We start from the raw sequence: 18,926 nt of genomic DNA, 5'->3' as shown, positions 1-18,926 counted from the left end.
CCCCCCCAAACCCCCCCCCCCCCCCACCACCGTACTGTCCTGTCCTGTCCCGTCCGTCAGGCCTTGCGGTGCCTGCCACCGCGCGGGTCCGCGGCCTCCCCGTCGGCCTCGGCCTCGGACGGCACCGGCAGGGCGCCGGCGGCCTCCTCCTGCTCGCGTTCGCGCCGTTCCCGCTCGGCCTTCTCCGCCTTCTCGGCTTCTTCCGCCGCCTCCATCTCCGCGAACACGTCGATGGGGGCCGGGGCCTTGGCCAGGAAGACCCAGGTCAGCCAGACGGCGAGCAGGAAGGGCGGGATCTTCAGGGTGACCAGGACCCAGCCGAGCTGCTCGGTGTCCGCCCACCAGTACAGCGGGAAGAGGATCGCTGACTTGGCGAGCAGGATCAGGCCCCACGCGTAGCTGGCCTTGGTGTAGGCCTTCTTGCGCCCGGGGTTGCGGGTGCGCCAGGAGAGGTTCTCCTTGAAGACCGGGCCGAGGATCAGGCCGATCAGCGGCACCCCGGCCAGTGAGGTGACGATGTACGCCAGCGCCAGGCCCAGGGTGTAGAGCATGCCCGGCAGATAGAAGTTCTTGGCGTTGTCGGTCATCATCGCGAAGACCACGCCGAAGGCGACGCCGAAGACCCCGCTGAACGCGTGCTTGACGGTGTCCTTCATCACGAGCCGGACGACGACCAGCACCACCGACACGGCCAGGGCCGCGATCGCCGACATGTGCAGGTCGTTGTTGAGGGTGAAGATGGTGACGAAGAGCAGGCCCGGCAGCACCGTCTCGATCATGCCCCGCACGCCGCCGAACGCCTCGAACAGCGCGGCCTCCGTCACCGCCCGGGCGTCGTCGGCCTCTGTCGTCTCTTCGGTCGGCTTGTCGAGCGACGTCACCGGCTACTCCCGTCCGAGGGGTCTCAGTTCGTATTTCGGGTTGAAGAGCACCCGGCGGCCGTGGCTCATGGAGATCCGGCCCGATGCGATGAGCTTGCGCCCCGGCTCTATGCCCACGATGGAGCGTCTGCCCAGCCACACCACGTCCAGGGCGGCGGAACCGTCGAACAGCTCGGCCTCCAGGGCCGGAACGCCCGCACGCGGTCGCAGGGTGACCGTGCGCAAGGTACCAGTAACCGACACGACCTGCCGGTCCTGGCAGTCTCCGATACGCGTGCAGCCGGCGGTGTCGGCGTCCTCGCGCAGTTCCTCCGACTCCAGGTCCTCCTGCGACGAGGAGAGCCGGTCGAACATGCGCCGGAACCGGCCCACCGGCTTGTCGGAACGCGGAGCAGCACTCATATCTGAAGCGTACCGGGGCACGCCGACAGCCATGCACCCCTGTCGGGGCGGGATGGCGAGGCTCACTTCTCGAAGCGGTACCCCATGCCCGGCTCGGTGATGAAGTGCCGCGGGTGCGCGGGGTCCGCCTCGAGCTTGCGGCGCAGCTGGGCCATGTAGACCCGCAGGTAGTTCGTCTCCGTCCCGTACGACGGCCCCCACACCTCCTGGAGCAGCTGCTTCTGGCTGACCAGGCGCCCCGTGTTGCGCACCAGCACCTCCAGCAGGTGCCACTCGGTGGGCGTCAGGCGGACGTCCCGGCCGCCCCGGTTGACCTTCTTCGCGGCCAGGTCGACGGTGAACTCCGCGGTGTCCACGACGACCTCGTCCTCGCCGCCGGGGACGGGCTCGGCCCGGCGGACGGCGGCCCGCAGCCGGGCCAGCAGCTCGTCCATGCCGAAGGGCTTGGTGACGTAGTCGTCGGCGCCCGCGTCGAGCGCCTCGACCTTCTCGTCGGAGGAGTGCCGGGCGGACAGCACCAGGATCGGCACCCGGGTCCAGCCGCGCAGCCCCCTGATCACCTCGACGCCGTCCATGTCGGGCAGGCCCAGGTCCAGGACCACCACGTCGGGGTGTCGGGCGGCGGCGAGCTGGAGGGCGGTGGCGCCGTCGTGGGCGGCGTCGACCTCGTAGTGCCGTGCCTTGAGGTTGATCACGAGGGCCCGCACGATCTGCGGTTCGTCGTCGATCACGAGCACCCGGGTCACAGGGCGGCCTGCCTTTCTGCTGTCGCGGGACGAATCGCGGGACGGGAGGTCGGCGCGGACGAGCCCACCGCGCGGAGGGTGAGGACCATGGTGAGGCCGCCGCCGGGGGTGTCCTCGGCGTTCAGGGTGCCGCCCATCGCCTCGGCGAAGCCGCGGGCCACGGCCAGGCCGAGTCCCACCCCGGCCCCGCGCGGGGCGTCGCCGTAGCGCTGGAAGGGCTCGAAGATGCGGTCCTTGGCCTCGTCCGGCACTCCCGGCCCCCGGTCGACGACGCGCACCTCGACGCGGTCGGCGAGGGCGCTGGCGGCGACCAGGACGGTCCGGTCGTCCGGACTGTACTTGACGGCGTTCTCCACCAGGTTGGCCAGCGCCCGCTCCAGGAGTCCGGCGTCCACGGCGACCATGGGCAGCGTCTCGGGGATGTCCAGCTCCGCGCTGCCCTCGGGGACCCCGCCGAGCGCCATCGGCGCCACCTCGTCGACGTCGATCTCGCGGATCAGCGGGGTGACGGTGCCGGTCTGCAGGCGGGACATGTCGAGCAGGTTGCCCACGAGGTGGTCGAGGCGGTCGGCGCCCTCCTCGATGCCTTCGAGCAGCTCCGCCCGGTCCTCCTCGGACCAGGCCACGTCGTCGGACCTGAGGCTGGTCACCGCCGCCTTGATCCCGGCCAGCGGGGTGCGCAGGTCGTGGCTGACGGCGGCCAGCAGCGCGGTGCGGATGCGGTTTCCCTCGGCCAGCGCGCGGGCCCGGTCGGCCTCCTCGCGCAGCCGGCGCCGGTCCAGGACGACGGCGGCCTGGGCGGCGAAGGCGGCCAGCACCCGGCGGTCCTCGGCGGGCAGGACCCGGCCGGTCAGCGCGAGGGCCATGTGGTCGCCGACGGGCATGTCCACGTCCGCGTCCTCCGGGCGGTCGACCGGCGGCCCCGACCCGGCGCGGCCCGCACAGGTCCAGGGCGCCACGTCGCCCTCCCGCTCCAGGAGGGCGGCCGACTCCATGCCGAAGGTCTCGCGCACCCGCTCCAGGAGCGTCTCCAGGCTGGTCTCGCCGCGCAGCACGTCACCGGCGAGGAAGGACAGGATCTCCGACTCGGCGCGCAGCCGGGCCGCCTGGTGGGTGCGGCGGGCCGCGACGTCGACGACCGAGGCGACGGAGAGCGCGACGCCCACGAATATGGCGAGCGCAAGCATGTTCCTGGGGTCGGCGATGGTGATCCGGTTGACGGGCGGCGTGAAGAACCAGTTCAGCAGCAGCGACCCGACCGCGGCCGAGGCGAGCGCCGGGTACAGCCCGCCGAGCAGGGCGGCGGCGACGGTGAGCGCCAGGTAGAGCAGGACGTCGTTGGCGAGCCCGAGGTGGACCGTGCTGAGCAGCAGCGTCAGCAGCACCGGGCCGCCCAGGCCCGCGAACCAGCCCCAGACGATCCGGGACCGGCCGAGCCGCGCGCCCCTGGCCACCGGCAGCCCGCGCCCCTTGGCGACCTCCTCGTGGGTCACGATGTGGACGTCGAGGTCGGAGCCGGACTCGCGGGCGACGGTGGCGCCGACGCCCGGTCCGAAGACGTACTGCCAGGTCTTGCGGCGCGAGGAGCCGAGGACGATCTGGGTGGCGTTGACGCCGCGGGCGAAGTCGAGCAGGGCGGCCGGTATGTCCTCGCCGAGCACGTGGTGGAAGGTGCCGCCGAGATCCTCCACGAGGGTGCGCTGGACCGCCAGCTCCTTCGGGGAGGCCGAGGTCAGCCCGTCGCTGCGGGCTATGTACACCGCCAGCACCTCGCCGCCGGCACCCTTCTCGGCGAGGCGCGCGGCCCGCCGTATCAGCGTCCGGCCCTCGGGGCCGCCGGTCAGGCCGACGACGATGCGTTCGCGCGAGCCCCAGATCTTCGAGACCCGGTGCTCGCTGCGGTACTGCTGGAGGTACTCGTCGGCCCGGTCCGCGACCCACAGCAGGGCCAGCTCGCGCAGGGCGGTGAGGTTGCCGGGGCGGAAGTAGTTCGACAGGGCCGCGTCGACCTTGTCCGGCTGGTAGATGTTGCCGTGGGCCATGCGGCGGCGCAGCGCCTGCGGCGACATGTCGACCAGTTCGATCTGGTCCGCGCGGCGCACCACCTCGTCCGGCACGGTCTCGCGCTGCCGTACGCCGGTGATGGACTCCACGACGTCGCCGAGTGACTCCAGGTGCTGGATGTTGACGGTCGAGACGACGTCGATACCGGCGGCGAGGAGTTCCTCGACGTCCTGCCAGCGCTTGGCGTTGCGCACGCCGGGGACGTTGGTGTGGGCCAGCTCGTCCACCAGCGCCACCCGGGGGGCGCGGGCCAGGACCGCGTCCAGGTCCAGCTCGGTGAAGGCCGCGCCCCGGTACTCGACCTCCCGGCGCGGCACCTGTTCCAGGCCGCGCAGCATCACCTCGGTGCGTGCCCTGCCGTGGTGCTCGACGAAGGCCACGACGCAGTCGGTGCCCCGTTCGACGCGCCGGTGCGCCTCGGAGAGCATCGCGTACGTCTTGCCGACGCCCGGTGCCGCACCGAGGTAGATCCGAAGCTTGCCGCGTCCCATGGCCTCATTGTCTTCCGGTCACCGCTGACTGCGCAGCGTCGACCCTACGACCCACAATCGCGGCAAAAGGGGCGGGGGCGGGGATGCCGGTCGTCCTTGACGGAACTCTGACGGCCGCTGGGCCCCTGCGGCGTCACTCCTCGACGATCTCCCCGTCCCGCAGCTCCAGCACCCGGTCGGCGAGGTCGAGCAGGGTGGCGTCGTGGGTGGCGACCAGGGCGGTGACCTGCTCGCTGCGTACGACGGCCCGCAGCAGCTCCATCACGGAGTGCCCGGTCTCGGCGTCCAGCTGGCCGGTGGGTTCGTCGGCGATCAGGAGGGCCGGGTTGTTGGCGAGGGCGCGGGCGATGGCGACCCGCTGCTGCTGTCCGCCGGACATCTCGCCGGGGCGCTGGGCGGCGTGGTCGGCGAGACCGACCAGGGAGAGCAGCAGCTCGACGCGTTCCTCGCGTTCGCGCGCCGCGGCCCGGCGCAGCCGCATCGGCACGCCGACGTTCTCGGCGGCGGTGAGGATCGGGATGAGCCCGAAGGACTGGAAGACGAAGCCGACCCGGTCCCGGCGCAGCGCAAGCAGCCCGTCCTCGTCCAGCTCCGCGAGGTCCCGGCCGTCGACCTCGACCCGCCCGGCGTCCGCGGTGTCGAGACCGCCGACGATGTTGAGCAGGGTGGTCTTCCCGGAGCCCGACCGCCCCTTGAGCGCGACCAGCTCACCGCGCGGCACGTCGAGGGAGACGCCGCGCAGGGCGTGTACGGCGGCACTGTCCCGGCCGTACGACTTGCGCACGTCCTCGACGCGCACCATGGTCTCCGTGACCACCTGGGTCATGTCGTGCCCTCCCCCGTCGAACTCGGTGAACCGGGCGCCAGTATCACCGGCGGCGGCGGACGGATCAACGGCCGGGGCCCGATCGGGCCGCACGACCCTGCCGACCGGCAGCGCCAGGGCCTGTCCGGCGGATCAGGGCACAGGAAAGACGCGGCACCTCATCGACGCCGGTGAGCGGGGTCTGGTGCGGGCAACTGCAAGGCGGAGGAGGGAGTCGACGCGGAGCCTCGGCGAGTGACGACAACGCGGCAGACGGGCGTGCCAGACCCGTGTCTGCGACAGGATCCGCCGGGCAGGCCCTGGGGGCCGCGTCCTCCTGGGGACGCGGCCCTCGTGGCGCGTGTACGGCCGACGGCCGTACCGGGCCCTCGCCTACCGCACCTCGGTGATCTCCGGGCCGCGCTGGAGCTGGCCCATGCCGCCGGCGAAGCGGGAGCCCTCCTCCTGCTGCACGCCCTCGGGGACCATCTGCGCGTCGTTCGGCAGCTTCAGGACGATGGGGTCGCGGGGGGCCATCGGGCCCTCGCCGCGGACGACGACCGTGTCCCGGAAGATCTGCTCCAGCAGACCGGCGGCCTGCGGCTGCACCGCGCCCTGGCCCGAGATCACACCGCGCAGGAACCAGCGGGGCCCGTCCACACCGACGAACCGCACGACCTGGAAGCCGCCGGTGCCGTCCGGCAGCTGCACCGGGACCTGGGCCCGCAGCTCCCAGCCCAGCGGACCCTCGACCTCGTCGATGATGCCGCCCTGCTGGGTGATGCCGGAGCCGATCTCCTCGCGCACCTCGCCCCAGATGCCCTCACGCTTGGGGGCGGCGAAACCCTGGAGCTGGATGGCGCTGTCGCGCAGCACGACGGTCGCGGCGACGATCGCGTCGCCCGCGACCTCCACCCGCAGTTCCATGCCGTCGACGCCGGGGATGAACAGGCCGCCGAGGTCGACCCGGCCCTCGCCCGGGTCGCGGACCTCGGTGCTGTCCCAGGGCCCGTCGGGGCGCGGCTCGGGCTCGAGCCGCACGCGTTCGCGCTCTTCGTCCGCCTCGGTGTCGACGCTGTCGACGACCTGCTCGGTCTCGCCGGCCGCGTCCTCGGCGGCGTCATTCTTCTTGCGACGTCCGAACACGTCACTGTCCTTCCCGGTCGGATACGACCGAAGCGTATCGATTCCCACCCGTCGGGCCGCCGTCGGCGACCTGACCGCTTGTGCCGCTTGCAGGGTCCAGCCCGGCGTGGCCGCCGGTGGACCCGAAGCCCCCCTCGGCCCGCGCCGAGCCGGGAAGTTCCGCGACCTGACGGAAGCGGACCCTCTCGACCTGCTGGACGACCAGTTGGGCAATCCGGTCGAAGCGCTCGAACCGCACGCTTTCGCGCGGGTCGAGATTCACCACGATCACCTTGATCTCCCCACGGTACCCGGCATCAATCGTCCCCGGGGCATTCACCAGGGCGACGCCGCAGCGTGCGGCCAGTCCGGAACGTGGGTGCACGAAGGCCGCGTACCCCTCGGGGAGTGCGACAGACACGCCGGTGGGCAGGACGGCGCGTTCGCCGGGCGCCAGCTCGCGGTCGACGGTGGTGCGCAGGTCGGCGCCCGCGTCCCCGGGCTGCGCGTACGCCGGAAGCGGTACGTCGGGGTCGACGCGGCGGATGAGCACCTCCAGGTCGGCACGGCTCACGGGTTCACCTCGAAGGCGCGGGCGCGGCGGAGCTGGTCGGGGTCGTCCATGGCGGCGCGGATCTCCTCCTCGCGGCCGTTGTGGACGAAGTGCTCGACCTTGACCTCGATGAAGAGGGCGTCGGCGCGGACGGCGACGGGGCCGTCGGGCCCGCCGATCCGGCCGGTGGCCGTGGAGTAGATCTTCCGGCCGGCCACCGCGGTGACCTCGGCCTCCAGGTACAGCGTGGTGTCCACGGGCACCGGCCGCCGGAAGTCGGTCTCGAGCCGTCCGGTCACCGCGATCGTGCGCAGCAGCCAGTTCAGCGAGCCCAGCGTCTCGTCCAGGGCGGTGGCCAGCACGCCGCCGTGCGCCAGACCGGGAGCGCCCTGGTGGGCGGGGCGGACGGTGAACTCGGCGGTGATCGACACGCCTTCGCCCGCACGCGCCTGGAGGTGCAGTCCGTGGGGCTGGTCGCCGCCGCAGCCGAAGCACTGGCCGTAGTGGGCGCCGAGCAGCTCGCCGGGCGCGGGCGCGTCGGGGTGCCGTACGGGTTTCACGGCGTCGGCGGGGGGCTGAAGACCTGGGGAAGTACCACTCACAGGCGCAGACCTTACCCGCGCGTCGGCCGAACACCGATACCGTGCCAAGCTTGCTTCATGCAGCTCTCCACGGCCCCGTACGAAGAACGCCTCACCGCGCCCCGCTCCTGGTGGCTGGTCTCCTTCCTGGTGGGGCTGGCGTTCGCGCTGATCCTGCTGCCGTTCGGCACGCTGCCGATGCTGGGCGGCCTGGCGGGCGGCACCGCGGTGGCGGCGGTGGCGGCCAGTTCGTACGGCGCCGTCCGCATCCGGGTCGTGGGCGACTCGCTGATCGCGGGCGAGGCGAGGGTGCCGCTCTCGGCGCTGGGCGAGGCGGAGATCCTCGATCCGGAGGAGGCCCGCGCCTGGCGCACGTACAAGGCCGACACCAGGGCGTTCCTGCTGCTGCGCGCCTATGTTCCGAGGGCCGTGCGGGTGCTGGTCACGGACCCGCAGGACCCGACTCCGTACCTGTATCTGTCCACGCGCGAGCCGGAGCGGCTGATCGAGGCGCTGAAGGCGGCGAAGGCGGCGGCCGCGTAGGGCCGCCCGCGGGTCAGCGGTCGTCTTTGCCGAAGTTTTCCCCGCGGCCGGGCCGGCCGGGTCCGATGCCCTTGGTGATCTCGCCCATGTCGAGGGCGTCCTGCGGGCGTTCCAGGGCCGGGAGGTCGCCCAGGGCGCTCCAGGCGACCTGGTTCTTGCGCAGGTCGGTCCGGATTCTCGCGGCCAGTTTCCGGGTGTCGCGCCGGTTCATGACGGCGCCCACGGCCGCGCCCACCATGAAGGGCATCAGGTTCGGCAGGTCGCGCACCATCCGCTTCATGATCTGCTGGCGCAGCTGGCGCTTCATGTGGCTGTTCATCGCCGAGCCGAGGGTCGACGGCTTGGACACGTCCACGCCGCGTTCGTCGGACCACGAGTTCAGGTACGCGGTGCTGCGCTGGGCGAGGCCGCCGGGCGGGCGTACGCCGTAGACCTCGTGGAGTTCGGCGATCAGCTTGAGCTCGATCGCCGCGACGCCGGTGATCTCGGCGGCCAGTTCCGTGGGCATCGCCGGTGGTACGGGCAGCATCGCCGCCGCTCCGATGCCCGCTCCCACGGTCGCCGTGCCCTTGGCCGCGCCGGCCACGAGCCGGTCGGCGATCTCCTCGGGCCCGAGGCCCGGGAACTGCCTGCGCAGCGCCGCCAGGTCCCGTACGGGCACGCGCGGGGCCAGGTCGATGATCCGGTCGGCGAGGTGACCCAGGGCGGCCCTGGCGCGGGCGCCGCCGTTGCGGACGCTCTGTCCGGCCTTGTCCCGGAACGCCGCTGCCCGGCGCCGGGCAGCGGGTGCCGGAGGCCGCGCGGTCGCCGGGAGGTCACTCCGGTCGGCCACTGGCTCGAGCGGGGCCCTCCCCGTATCGGTCGGGCCCCGCTCGTCGTCACGCGCGCTGTAGGGACCGTCAAACGGCCCTTGGTCCGCTCCTCGTCGGGAGGAACGGCGCTTCCAGGGAGGGGTCGAGCCGGTCACGGCCGACCCCGCCTCAGTCGCAGTCGCGGCAGATCGGCTGGCCGTTCTTCTCCCGGGCCAGCTGGCTGCGGTGGTGCACCAGGAAGCAGCTCATGCAGGTGAACTCGTCCTGCTGCTTCGGCAGTACACGGACGGCCAGTTCCTCGTTCGAGAGGTCGGCGCCGGGAAGTTCGAGGCCTTCCGCGGCCTCGAACTCGTCGACGTCGACGGCCGAGGCGGACTTGTCGTTCCGCCTCGCCTTCAGCTCTTCGAGGCTGTCCGAGTCGACGTCGTCGTCGGTCTTGCGTGGAGTGTCGTAATCGGTTGCCATGGTCGCTCTCCCCCTCTGGGTGTCTGCGGTGTCTTCAGCGCACGTAACGCGTGAGAGGCCGGACTTGTGCCCGACCTGAGGCGGAGATTTTGCCTCACATCAAGGTCTGTTACTCAATCGACACCCAACCGGACTCCTCACGAGTGATCGGCTTGGATGGCGATGGGGACCGTACACGGTCCGAATGCCGCACTTCAAAGGCGTCTCACCGTGTACTTCCCGTGATCAGGGGCCCTGAAAACCGGGATTTTCCCGGCTTTCCGACAGGGTGCATGATCACGGAGAGTAGAGGGCGGGAAAGCCTCCGCTGTGATCGATCACACACGCGACTCCAGGGCCGGTGGCCTGGAAATTCCGCTCAAAGCGAACATCCTCGGGTCTCGGTGAGATGTCGGGGTCATGATCTCAGACGGGGAGCGTCACGCGCATCACGAGCCCTCCGCCCTCGCGCGGCCGGGCGGAGATGTGGCCGCCGTGCGCCCGGGCCACGGACCGCGCGATGGACAGCCCGAGGCCCACGCCCTTGTCGCTGCCCGTCCGCTCGGTGCGCAGCCGCCGGAACGGCTCGAAGAGGTTGTCCACCTCGTACGCCGGTACGACGGGGCCGGTGTTGGTGACCACCAGGACCGCCTGTCCGTTCTCGACGGCGGTGGCGACCTCGACCCAGCCCTGTTCGGCCGTGTTGTAGCGCACGGCGTTCTGGACGAGGTTCAGGGCGATCCGCTCCAGCAGGACGCCGTTGCCCTGGACCACCGCGGCGTCGCGGGTGCCGCGGATCTCCACGCCCTTGCTCTCGGCCTCGGCGTGCACCTGGTCGATGGCCTGGCCGGCCACCTCGGCGAGGTCCACCGGTTTACGCTCGACGATCTGGTTGTCGCTGCGGGCCAGCAGGAGCAGGCCCTCGACCAGCTGCTCGCTGCGTTCGTTGGTCGCGAGCAGCGTCTTGCCGAGCTGCTGGAGCTCCACCGGGGCGCCCGGGTCGGACAGGTGCACCTCCAGGAGCGTGCGGTTGATCGCCAGCGGCGTGCGCAGCTCGTGGGAGGCGTTGCCGACGAAGCGCTGCTGGGCGGTGAAGGCCCGCTGCAGCCGCTCCAGCATGTCGTCGAAGGTGTCGGCCAGCTCCTTCAGCTCGTCGTCCGGGCCGTCCAGCTCGATGCGGCGGGAGAGGTCGGAGCCGGCCACCGCGCGCGCGGTGCGGGTGATCCGCCCCAGCGGGGACAGGACGCGCCCGGCCATGGCGTAGCCGAAGGCGAAGGCGATCACGGCGAGGCCGAGGAGCGCCAGCAGGGAGCGGCTGAGCAGGTTGTCCAGGGCGACCTTGCGCTGGTGGTCCATGCAGTCGCTGATGGCGGCGTTGAAGTCGGACAGCGACAGGCCGCCGTTGTCGACCACGGGACAGGTGCTGCTGGAGACCTTGAGGTCGGTGAAGTCGACGATCTTGTACAGCGGTTCGTTGCCGGTGCGGACCGCCTGGGCGGCGAGCAGGTAGATGATCGACAGCAGCAGGATGCCGGCGATCAGGAACATGCCGCCGTACAGCAGCGTGAGCCTTATCCGGATGGTGGGGCGCAGCCACGGCAGGGGCGTGGCCGAGCGCGGGTCCCACGTGGGCTTGGGGGGCGCCCCGGGGGGCGCGGGTGTCGTCGCCACGGCCGGTCAGATCCGGTAGCCGGAGCCGGGGACGGTGACGATGACGGGCGGCTCGCCCAGCTTGCGGCGCAGGGTCATGACGGTCACGCGCACGACGTTGGTGAACGGGTCGGTGTTCTCGTCCCAGGCCTTCTCCAGGAGCTGCTCCGCGGAGACCACGGCGCCCTCGCTGCGCATGAGGACCTCCAGGACGGCGAACTCCTTGGGCGCGAGCTGCACCTCCTTGCCGTCACGGAAGACCTCCCGGCGGTTGGGGTCGAGCTTGATCCCGGCCCGCTCCAGGACGGGCGGCAGCGGCACGCTGGTGCGCCGGCCCAGGGCGCGGACACGGGCGATCAGCTCGCTGAACGCGAAGGGCTTGGGCAGGTAGTCGTCGGCGCCGATCTCCAGGCCCTCGACCCGGTCGCTGACGTCGCCGGAGGCCGTGAGCATGAGCACGCGCGTGGGCATGCCCAGCTCGACGATCTTGCGGCAGACGTCGTCGCCGTGCACGAGGGGGAGGTCGCGGTCGAGGACGACCACGTCGTAGTCGTTGACGCCGATGCGCTCCAGGGCGGCCGCACCGTCGTACACGACGTCGACGGCCATGGCCTCCCGGCGCAGTCCGGTGGCCACCGCATCGGCGAGCAGCTGCTCGTCCTCGACGACGAGTACGCGCACGTCGCTTGTCCTTCCTGTGTCCACCCGCGTAGCGCTTCTCGGACGCACGAGGGCAGGGGCCTGGTGGGTGTGTTGCCTCCATCCTGCCCTTTTCGGCCATAAGTCGGCTGTAAGCCGGGGGAGGAGCCGGGTGAGGAACCGGTGACGAAGCAGGGCGTGGAAAGGCATCGGAAGCGGGAATGCGAGATTTTCTCGTGTGGTTGAGGTTTCCGCGAAGGGGAGCAGGGGGAGGACGGCTTTACACCCCGCGATCACGCTCTGCCTGTACCGCGTTACCGCGCGGTACGCCGCGGTCCGCTTCCGCAGAGCGGGCGTGGGTGTCCGGCACGGTCGCCGCCCGGCAGGGCAGCGCTGGGCACTCCACCGGAGGCGTGATCGCCCCTTCCGATCGGCACACCCCCGTGCCAACGACCCACGACCCAGGACGAGGGGGCGCAGCATGGACGCTTTCACCGCAGGACTTCTGCAGCGCATAAAGACGACCGAGTCCGACCTGTCCCGGGCCCGCGACGAGGGCGACGAGTTCCTTGTCGAGGTGGAGCTGGGCGAGCTCGACGATCTGCGCCGTCTCGCTGCCGAGCACGGTGTGGAGGTCAGCGCGACCAACGCCTGATCGGCCCGCGCAGGACGAGGCCCCGGCGAGATCCAGCGCCGGGGCCTCGTCGTGCGCGGTGCCGCGTTGCGGTGCGTGGTGTGCCCCGGCGACCACGGAGTACGGGCAGCAGGGGTGGGGCGGCCGGGGCAGGTCGGCCGGCAGGGCCGGGCAGCGTGACTGCCCGGCCCGACCCGGACGGGGGGCACGCCTGAGTGGTCTCCAGGACCACCCGACCCGGACACGGCCGAACCGCGTCCCACGGGAGGCGCAGCCGACTCGGCCGCGCGGTCCGGACCCGCGTGCCGGACCCGCGTGCCGGGCCGCGCGGCCGACGGCCCGACCGTACGAGCCCCGCCGACCGGCTCGTCGGCCCACGACGCCATGTGACCGACGGAACCGACCGCCCGAGCATGCCGGTGTCGGCCCGCTCGGGCGGAGGAGCCGCCGCCCCGCACCAGGCGAGGCGGCCGACGGACCGCGGCGTGCTGCGGCCCCCGCGCGAGCGTCGTGCGCCCGCCCGGGCACCGCGCACGTCCGCGGGGCGGCCCCGGGCACCGCGCCGGGCGACGGGACTCCCCCGCGGCACCCGGGGCCGTCCTCGTACGACCGCCGGAGGCGCCCGCACGCGTGGGCGTCGGGTGCCCGCCCGGGCACCCGGCACGTCTGCGGGGCGGCCCCGGGCACCGCGCCGAGCGACGGGACTCCCCCGCGGCGGCCGGCGCCGTCCTTCGCGTGACCGCCGGAGGCCTACGCTCCGAAGTCCGTCAGGAGCCGCTGGAGGGGTTCGAAGACGGCCGGGGTGGCGGCGATGGTCAGGGCGCCGGTGGGGCGCTCACCGGGGCGGCCACCGGTCACCGCGCCCGCCTCCCGGGCGATCAGGTCGCCCGCCGCGAGGTCCCAGGGGTGCAGCCCGCGCTCGTAGTAGCCGTCGAGGCGTCCCGCGGCCACGTCGCACAGGTCGATCGCCGCCGAGCCGCCGCGCCGGATGTCCCGCACCAGCGGAATCAGCCGCCGCGCGATCTCCGCCTGCTCCGCGCGGACGTCGGCGACATAGTTGAAGCCGGTGGAGACCAGCGCCTGGTCCAGCGGGGCGGCGGACCGGCAGGCGAGCCTGCGTTCGCCCTCCCAGGCACCCGTCGCCCAGGCGCCACCGCCCAGCACCGCGTGGTAGGACTCGCCCCGCATCGGGGCCACGACCACGCCGGCGACCCGCTCGCCGTCCTGCTCGGCGGCGATGGAGACCGCCCAGGTGGGCAGTCCGTAGAGGTAGTTCACCGTGCCGTCGAGCGGGTCGATGACCCAGCGGACGCCGCTGGTGCCCTCCGTGGCGGCGCCCTCCTCGCCGAGGAAGCCGTCGTCGGGGCGGCGCTCGGCGATCAGCCCGGTGATCAGCTTCTCCGCCGCGATGTCCATCTCGGTGACCACGTCGATCGGGCTGGACTTGGTGGCGGCGACCGCCAGGTCGGCCGGTCGGCCGTCCCGCAGCAGCCCGCCCGCGCGGTGGGCGGCCTCCTGGGCGATCTTCAGCAGGTCCGCACGGAGCGGGTCGGGCGTCACGTCGGTCACGGGGGTCCTCACGCGTAGGGGCTGTCGTTTGGATCAGGTCGCAGGGAAGAAACAGTGCTGGTCAGTGCCGGTGAGCGGGGTCTGGCGCGTGCAGCCGCAAGGCGGAGGAGGGCGCCAGGGCGGAGCCCTGGCAACCGACGACAACGCGGCAGATGTGCGTGTCAGACCCCGCGTCTGCGGCATGATCCAAATGACAGCCCCTAAGGGCTGTCGGCGCCCGCGGCGGCGGGCCGGGGGGCACGGGCGGGGCAGCAGCCGACCGGGCACAGGTTGTGGCTCGCGCCGAGCGTGCCGAGGGCGCAGGGCGCGACCTCCTGCCCGCGCTCGTCGCCCGCCCGCTCCAGGACCAGGTCGCGGACGGCCGCGGCGAACCGCGGGTCGGCGCCCACGGTGGCCGAGCGGCGCACCGGCAGCCCCAGCTCCGCGGCCTTGGCGGTGGCCTCCGTGTCGAGGTCGTAGAGAACCTCCATGTGGTCGGAGACGAACCCGATGGGGGCCATGACCACCGCGGGGATGCCGGCCGCCTGCCGCTCCTCCAGGTGGTCGCAGATGTCGGGCTCCAGCCACGGGATGTGCGGGGCGCCCGAGCGCGACTGGTAGACGAGCTGCCAGGGGTGGTCGACGCCGGTGCGCTCGCGGACGGCGTCGGCGATCACCTGGGCCACGTCCAGGTGCTGGCGCACGTACGCCCCGCCGTCGCCGTGCTCCTCGACCGGGCCGGACGTGTCGGCGGCGGAGGTGGGGATCGAGTGGGTGCAGAACGCGATGTGCGCGCCGTCCCGGACCTCCTCGGGCAGCTCGGCCAGGGACCGGACGACCCCGTCGACCATGGGCTCGACGAAGCCCGGGTGGTTGAAGTAGTGCCGGAGCTTGTCGATCTTCGGCAGCTCCGGGCCCTCCAGCCCTTCGGCTTCCAGCGCGGCGAGGGCGTCCGCCAGGTTCTCGCGGTACTGGCGGCAGCCCGAGTAGGAGGCGTAGGCGCTGGTGGCGAGGACCAGGATGCGGCGGCGGCCGTCGCCGGCCATCTCGCGCAGGGTGTCCGTCAGGTACGGCGCCCAGTTGCGGTTGCCCCAGTAGACCGGCAGGTCCAGGCCGTGCTCGGCGAAGTCCTTGCGCAGGGCGTCCAGCAGGGCGCGGTTCTGGTCGTTGATCGGGCTGACGCCGCCGAAGAGGAAGTAGTGCTGTCCGACTTCCTTGAGGCGTTCCTTGGGGATGCCGCGCCCCCGGGTCACGTTCTCCAGGAACGGGACCACGTCGTCCGGCCCCTCCGGGCCGCCGAACGAGAGCAGGAGCAGGGCGTCGTAGGGGCTGGCATCGAGCACGTCTGGCATGCCCCGATCCTGCCACCCGGCACTGACAGCGGGGAAACGGTGGGGTACCGACCGTGCGTTTCACCAGGTCCGAGGGGGTGTTCCCGAACGAAGGGACGAGTAAGCTGTATCGACCGTGTTCGCACCTTACTAACTCGTGACCGAGCCGCTTCCGGAGACCTCGTTGGCCAGTCCCTACCGCGCCCTGTTCGCCCTCCCCGGCACCAAGGGCTTCTCCGCCGCGGGTTTCCTCGGCCGGATGCCGCTGTCGATGATGGGCATCGGCGTGGTGACGATGATCTCGCAGCTCACCGGGCGGTACGGGCTGGCCGGGGCGCTGTCGGCCACCATCGCGCTCGCCGCCGCCGTGGCCGGGCCGCAGGTCTCCCGCCTGGTGGACCGGTACGGGCAGCGCCGGGTGCTGCGCCCGGCGACGCTGGTGTCGCTGACCTCGGCGGCGGTGCTGCTGCCCGCCGCGCACTACGGATGGCCGGACTGGGTGCTCTTCGCGGCCTGCGTCGGCATCGGCTGCGTGCCGAGCCTCGGCGCGATGGTCCGCTCCCGCTGGGCGGCCCTGTACCGGGGCACGCCGCAGCTGCACACCGCGTACTCCTTCGAGTCCGTGGTGGACGAGGTCTGCTTCATCTTCGGCCCGATCATCTCCATCGGCCTGTCCACCGCCTGGTTCCCGGAGGCCGGGCCGCTGCTCGCCGCCTGCTTCCTGGCGACCGGCGTCTTCTGGCTGACCTCGCAGCGCGCCACCGAGCCGGAACCGCACCCGCGCGAGCACAAGGGCGGCGGCACGGCGCTGCGCTCCCGGGGGCTCCAGGTCCTGGTCGGCACGTTCGTCGCCACGGGGACGATCTTCGGGGCCCTCGACGTCGTCACCGTGGCGTTCGCCGAGGAGCAGGGGCACAAGGCCGCCGCCAGCCTCGTCCTCGCCCTCTACGCGGCGGGATCGTGCACGGCCGCCATGGTTTTCGGGCTGCTGCGCTTCGCCGGGCCGCCGGAACGCCGCTGGCTCCTGGGCGTGTGTGCGATGGCCGTGAGTATGATCCCCCTCCTACTGGTCGGAAACTTGCCGTTTCTGGCCGCGGCGCTGTTCGTTGCGGGTCTGTCCATCGCCCCCACGGCGATCACGACGATGTCCCTCGTCGAAGAGCACGTACCGCGCACGCAGCTCACCGAGGGCATGACCTGGGTGAGCACCGGCCTCGCGGTCGGGGTCGCGCTCGGTTCCTCAGGGGGCGGCTGGGTGATCGACGCCTCCGGGGCACGTGCGGGGTACTGGGTTCCGGCGGTGGCCGGGGCCGTCGCGGTCGCGGTCGGTTTCCTCGGGTACCGCCGGCTCAAGCGGCCGGAACCGCGTCGGGGAGGGACCGTTGAGCAGCACACGCACGGCGAGCGGCAGGACGAGCGGCCGGAACGGCACATGGCGTAACTGGGGCGGAAACGTCTCGGCGCGCCCCGCGCGGGAGGTCACTCCCGCCTCCGTCGACGAACTGGCCGACGCCGTCCGCCGGGCGGCCGAGGACGGGCAGCGGGTCAAGGCGGTCGGCACCGGGCACTCCTTCACGTCGATAGCCGCGACGGACGGTGTGTTGATCCGGCCTCAACTGTTGACGGGCATCCGCAGCATTGATCGCGACGCCATGACGGTCACGGTCGAGGCCGGCACCCCGCTCAAGAGGCTCAACATGGCGCTCGCGCGTGAGGGCCTGTCGCTGACCAACATGGGCGACATCATGGAGCAGACCGTCTCCGGGGCCACCAGCACCGGCACCCACGGCACCGGCCGCGACTCGGCCTCGATCGCCGCCCAGATCCGGGGCCTGGAACTGGTCACGGCGGACGGCTCGGTGCTGACCTGCTCCGCGGACGAGAACCCCGAGGTGTTCGCCGCCGCCCGGATCGGCCTCGGAGCACTGGGCATCGTCACCGCGATCACCTTCGCCGTGGAGCCGGTCTTCCTGCTCACGGCCCGCGAGGAACCGATGCCGTTCGACCGGGTCCTGGCCGACTTCGACGCGCTGTGGTCGGAGAACGAGCACTTCGAGTTCTACTGGTTCCCGCACACCAACAGCACCAACACCAAGCGCAACAACCGCAGTGCCGGTCCGGAGCGGCCGGTGGGGCGGTTCCAGGGCTGGCTGGACGACGAGTTTCTGTCCAACGGCGTCTTCCAGGCGGCCAACTGGGTCGGCCGTGCGGCGCCCGCCACCATCCCGGCGATCGCCCGGATCTCCAGCCGGGCCCTCTCCGCGCGGACGTACACGGACACCCCCTACAAGGTCTTCACATCCCCGCGCCGGGTGCGGTTCGTGGAGATGGAGTACGCCGTTTCGCGCGAGGCCGTCGTCGAGGTGCTGCGCGAACTGAGGACGATGGTCGACCGCTCCCGGCTGCGGATCAGCTTCCCGGTCGAGGTGCGCACGGCCCCGGCCGACGACATCACGCTGTCCACCGCGTCGGGCCGCGACAGCGCGTACATCGCCGTGCACATGTTCCGGGGCACGCCCTACCAGGCGTACTTCACCGCCGCCGAGCGCATCTTCACGGCGCACGAGGGCCGTCCGCACTGGGGCAAGGTGCACACCCGGGACGCCGGGTACTTCTCCCGGGTGTATCCGCGCTTCGGCGAGTTCACGGCGCTGCGGGACCGTCTTGACCCTGACCGTCTGTTCCAGAACGACTACTTGCGCCGGGTTCTGGGGTCGTAGCCGAGGCGTCCGGGTCGGGGGCTCCGGTGCCACCGGCGTCCGGGGTGGGCGTCGGGCTGGACGCCGTACCGCCGCCCTCCGTCGAACCGGGGCCGGACGACGGGCTCCCGCCGGTTGCGTCCGGGCTCCCGGAGGGGGTGGGGGCCGGGGCTTCGCTCCCGGAACCGGAGTCCTTCGCGTCACCCGAGTCACCGGAGCCCCCGGAGTCCCGGCCGTCCTGCGGGTCTTCCGCGTCACCGGAGTCGCCGGAGTCGCCGGGCTCCCCCGAATCCGCGGCGAACTTGTTGTGTCCGGTGAAGGCGCTGCCGACGGTGGTGCTGTGGCCGCCGCTCAGGTTCTGGCCGGAGGCGACCTCGTACACCGTGATCCCGGCCATGGTGACGCCGAAGACGAGGGCCGCCGCGACCAGCGGGCGGCGCCAGCCCCTGGTCCGCGCGCGGTAGACGGTGCCCTCGGTGAACCCAGCCGAAGTCGAGGCCGTAGCCGACGCCGGGTTCGGGTCCGGCGCCGCGGCCGGAACCGGCACGGTGCGCCCGTCGATCCGCACGGCGGCGACGGTGCGCTTCACCCGGATCTGCTCCCCGGTGCGCTTGAAGAAGTGCTGGAGCACCGAGCCCCCGCAGGTGGCGACGACACTGATCAGGCCGGCTCCCGCGATCGTGCCGTAGACACCGAAGGAGGAGGCGAGTTTGGCTGCCACCACGGCCGCCAGGGCGCTGCCGGCGACCTGGGGGACGCTCAGGTCGAGGCGCCTGGGCTCCCCCTTCGAACGCACGTCCGCCACGCCCGCGTCATCGGACCTTTCACGCATCGTCGGACCTTGCCTGCCTTTCCCGTACGGGATCGATCAACTGCATGAGAAAGGGACGTGCGGCCGAAACCATTAGTTCCGTTTCTGGTGATTGCGTGAAGTACGCCACGCTCAAGATCGCGGAAATCGCGCCGGGGACGGCCGAG

The 18,926-nt window shown here is 72.2% G+C and carries 19 protein-coding genes; 4 read left to right on the top strand and 15 right to left on the bottom strand.

Annotated features, from left to right (window positions below):
- Positions 1–56: 56 nt before the first annotated feature.
- From ACFV9J_RS37355 to ACFV9J_RS37320, 8 genes are all read right to left on the bottom strand, one after another.
- Positions 57–881, bottom strand: coding sequence for a DUF3159 domain-containing protein (locus ACFV9J_RS37355; RefSeq protein ID WP_385362184.1), 825 nt, complete (start codon positions 879–881; stop codon positions 57–59).
- 3 nt (positions 882–884) lie between these two features.
- Complete coding sequence (locus ACFV9J_RS37350) at positions 885–1,283, bottom strand: OB-fold nucleic acid binding domain-containing protein (RefSeq protein ID WP_076976707.1); 399 nt, start codon at positions 1,281–1,283, stop codon at positions 885–887.
- A 62-nt stretch (positions 1,284–1,345) separates the two neighbouring features.
- Positions 1,346–2,029, bottom strand: a complete 684-nt coding sequence (locus ACFV9J_RS37345) for a response regulator (RefSeq protein WP_385362182.1) — start codon at positions 2,027–2,029, stop codon at positions 1,346–1,348.
- Complete coding sequence (locus ACFV9J_RS37340) at positions 2,026–4,584, bottom strand: ATP-binding protein (RefSeq protein ID WP_385362180.1); 2,559 nt, start codon at positions 4,582–4,584, stop codon at positions 2,026–2,028. Before ACFV9J_RS37340 ends, ACFV9J_RS37345 begins: the two co-directional genes overlap by 4 nt.
- A 133-nt stretch (positions 4,585–4,717) precedes the next feature.
- On the bottom strand, positions 4,718–5,410 hold the full coding sequence (locus ACFV9J_RS37335; protein WP_385362178.1) for an ABC transporter ATP-binding protein: 693 nt from the start codon (positions 5,408–5,410) through the stop codon (positions 4,718–4,720).
- A gap of 372 nt (positions 5,411–5,782) precedes the next feature.
- Complete coding sequence (locus tag ACFV9J_RS37330; RefSeq protein WP_003973152.1) at positions 5,783–6,535, bottom strand: DUF3710 domain-containing protein; 753 nt, start codon at positions 6,533–6,535, stop codon at positions 5,783–5,785.
- 1 nt (position 6,536) lies between these two features.
- On the bottom strand, positions 6,537–7,088 hold the full coding sequence (gene dut, locus ACFV9J_RS37325; protein ID WP_385362175.1) for a dUTP diphosphatase: 552 nt from the start codon (positions 7,086–7,088) through the stop codon (positions 6,537–6,539).
- Positions 7,085–7,669 carry a PaaI family thioesterase gene (locus tag ACFV9J_RS37320; protein ID WP_385362173.1) on the bottom strand — a complete coding sequence of 195 codons (585 nt, stop codon included), beginning with the start codon at positions 7,667–7,669 and terminating at the stop codon, positions 7,085–7,087. Before ACFV9J_RS37320 ends, dut begins: the two co-directional genes overlap by 4 nt.
- Before the next feature lie 57 nt (positions 7,670–7,726).
- Here ACFV9J_RS37320 and ACFV9J_RS37315 point away from each other — a divergent pair, with 57 nt between their 5' ends.
- Positions 7,727–8,191 (top strand): DUF3093 domain-containing protein, encoded by a 465-nt coding sequence (locus tag ACFV9J_RS37315; RefSeq protein ID WP_385362171.1) that lies wholly within the window; start codon positions 7,727–7,729, stop codon positions 8,189–8,191.
- 13 nt (positions 8,192–8,204) lie between these two features.
- On the opposite strand, the gene ACFV9J_RS37310 is transcribed toward ACFV9J_RS37315, so the two are convergent.
- From ACFV9J_RS37310 to ACFV9J_RS37295, 4 genes are all read right to left on the bottom strand, one after another.
- Positions 8,205–9,158 carry a hypothetical protein gene (locus ACFV9J_RS37310; protein ID WP_385362169.1) on the bottom strand — a complete coding sequence of 318 codons (954 nt, stop codon included), beginning with the start codon at positions 9,156–9,158 and terminating at the stop codon, positions 8,205–8,207.
- 13 nt (positions 9,159–9,171) lie between these two features.
- Positions 9,172–9,468 carry a DUF4193 domain-containing protein gene (locus tag ACFV9J_RS37305; RefSeq protein WP_003993510.1) on the bottom strand — a complete coding sequence of 99 codons (297 nt, stop codon included), beginning with the start codon at positions 9,466–9,468 and terminating at the stop codon, positions 9,172–9,174.
- A gap of 405 nt (positions 9,469–9,873) precedes the next feature.
- Complete coding sequence (locus tag ACFV9J_RS37300) at positions 9,874–11,118, bottom strand: sensor histidine kinase (RefSeq protein WP_385362167.1); 1,245 nt, start codon at positions 11,116–11,118, stop codon at positions 9,874–9,876.
- Between the two features lie 6 nt (positions 11,119–11,124).
- A complete protein-coding gene (locus tag ACFV9J_RS37295) occupies positions 11,125–11,778 on the bottom strand; it encodes a response regulator transcription factor (protein WP_003993508.1) in 654 nt (217 codons plus the stop codon).
- Positions 11,779–12,217: 439 nt separating this feature from the next.
- On the opposite strand from ACFV9J_RS37295, the gene ACFV9J_RS37290 reads away from it, so the two are divergent.
- Positions 12,218–12,391: a hypothetical protein gene (locus tag ACFV9J_RS37290; protein WP_007387792.1), complete on the top strand. Its 174-nt coding sequence runs from the start codon at positions 12,218–12,220 to the stop codon at positions 12,389–12,391.
- A 729-nt stretch (positions 12,392–13,120) separates the two neighbouring features.
- Here ACFV9J_RS37290 and ACFV9J_RS37285 read toward each other — a convergent pair.
- Entirely contained in the window at positions 13,121–13,939 is an 819-nt protein-coding gene (locus tag ACFV9J_RS37285) for an inositol monophosphatase family protein (RefSeq protein WP_385362166.1), read from the bottom strand.
- A 200-nt stretch (positions 13,940–14,139) separates the two neighbouring features.
- Positions 14,140–15,270, bottom strand: a complete 1,131-nt coding sequence (locus tag ACFV9J_RS37280) for a ferrochelatase (RefSeq protein ID WP_385362164.1) — start codon at positions 15,268–15,270, stop codon at positions 14,140–14,142.
- A gap of 163 nt (positions 15,271–15,433) precedes the next feature.
- On the opposite strand from ACFV9J_RS37280, the gene ACFV9J_RS37275 reads away from it, so the two are divergent.
- The gene (locus ACFV9J_RS37275) at positions 15,434–16,690 is read left to right on the top strand and encodes an MFS transporter (RefSeq protein ID WP_385362186.1); all 1,257 of its coding nucleotides are present in this window, start codon (positions 15,434–15,436) and stop codon (positions 16,688–16,690) included.
- The gene (locus ACFV9J_RS37270) at positions 16,632–17,969 is read left to right on the top strand and encodes a D-arabinono-1,4-lactone oxidase (protein WP_385362162.1); all 1,338 of its coding nucleotides are present in this window, start codon (positions 16,632–16,634) and stop codon (positions 17,967–17,969) included. The genes ACFV9J_RS37275 and ACFV9J_RS37270 overlap by 59 nt, the downstream gene beginning before the upstream one ends.
- On the opposite strand, the gene ACFV9J_RS37265 is transcribed toward ACFV9J_RS37270, so the two are convergent.
- Complete coding sequence (locus tag ACFV9J_RS37265; RefSeq protein WP_385362160.1) at positions 17,893–18,780, bottom strand: hypothetical protein; 888 nt, start codon at positions 18,778–18,780, stop codon at positions 17,893–17,895. The two genes, ACFV9J_RS37270 and ACFV9J_RS37265, sit on opposite strands and share 77 nt — an antisense overlap.
- Between the last annotated feature and the right edge of the window lie 146 nt (positions 18,781–18,926).

The sequence above is a fragment of the Streptomyces sp. NPDC059906 genome (assembly GCF_042730645.1).
GTDB lineage: Bacteria > Actinomycetota > Actinomycetes > Streptomycetales > Streptomycetaceae > Streptomyces > Streptomyces rubrogriseus.
Note: the sequence above shows the minus strand (reverse complement) of the source record. Positions and strands in the feature narration are given on the sequence as shown.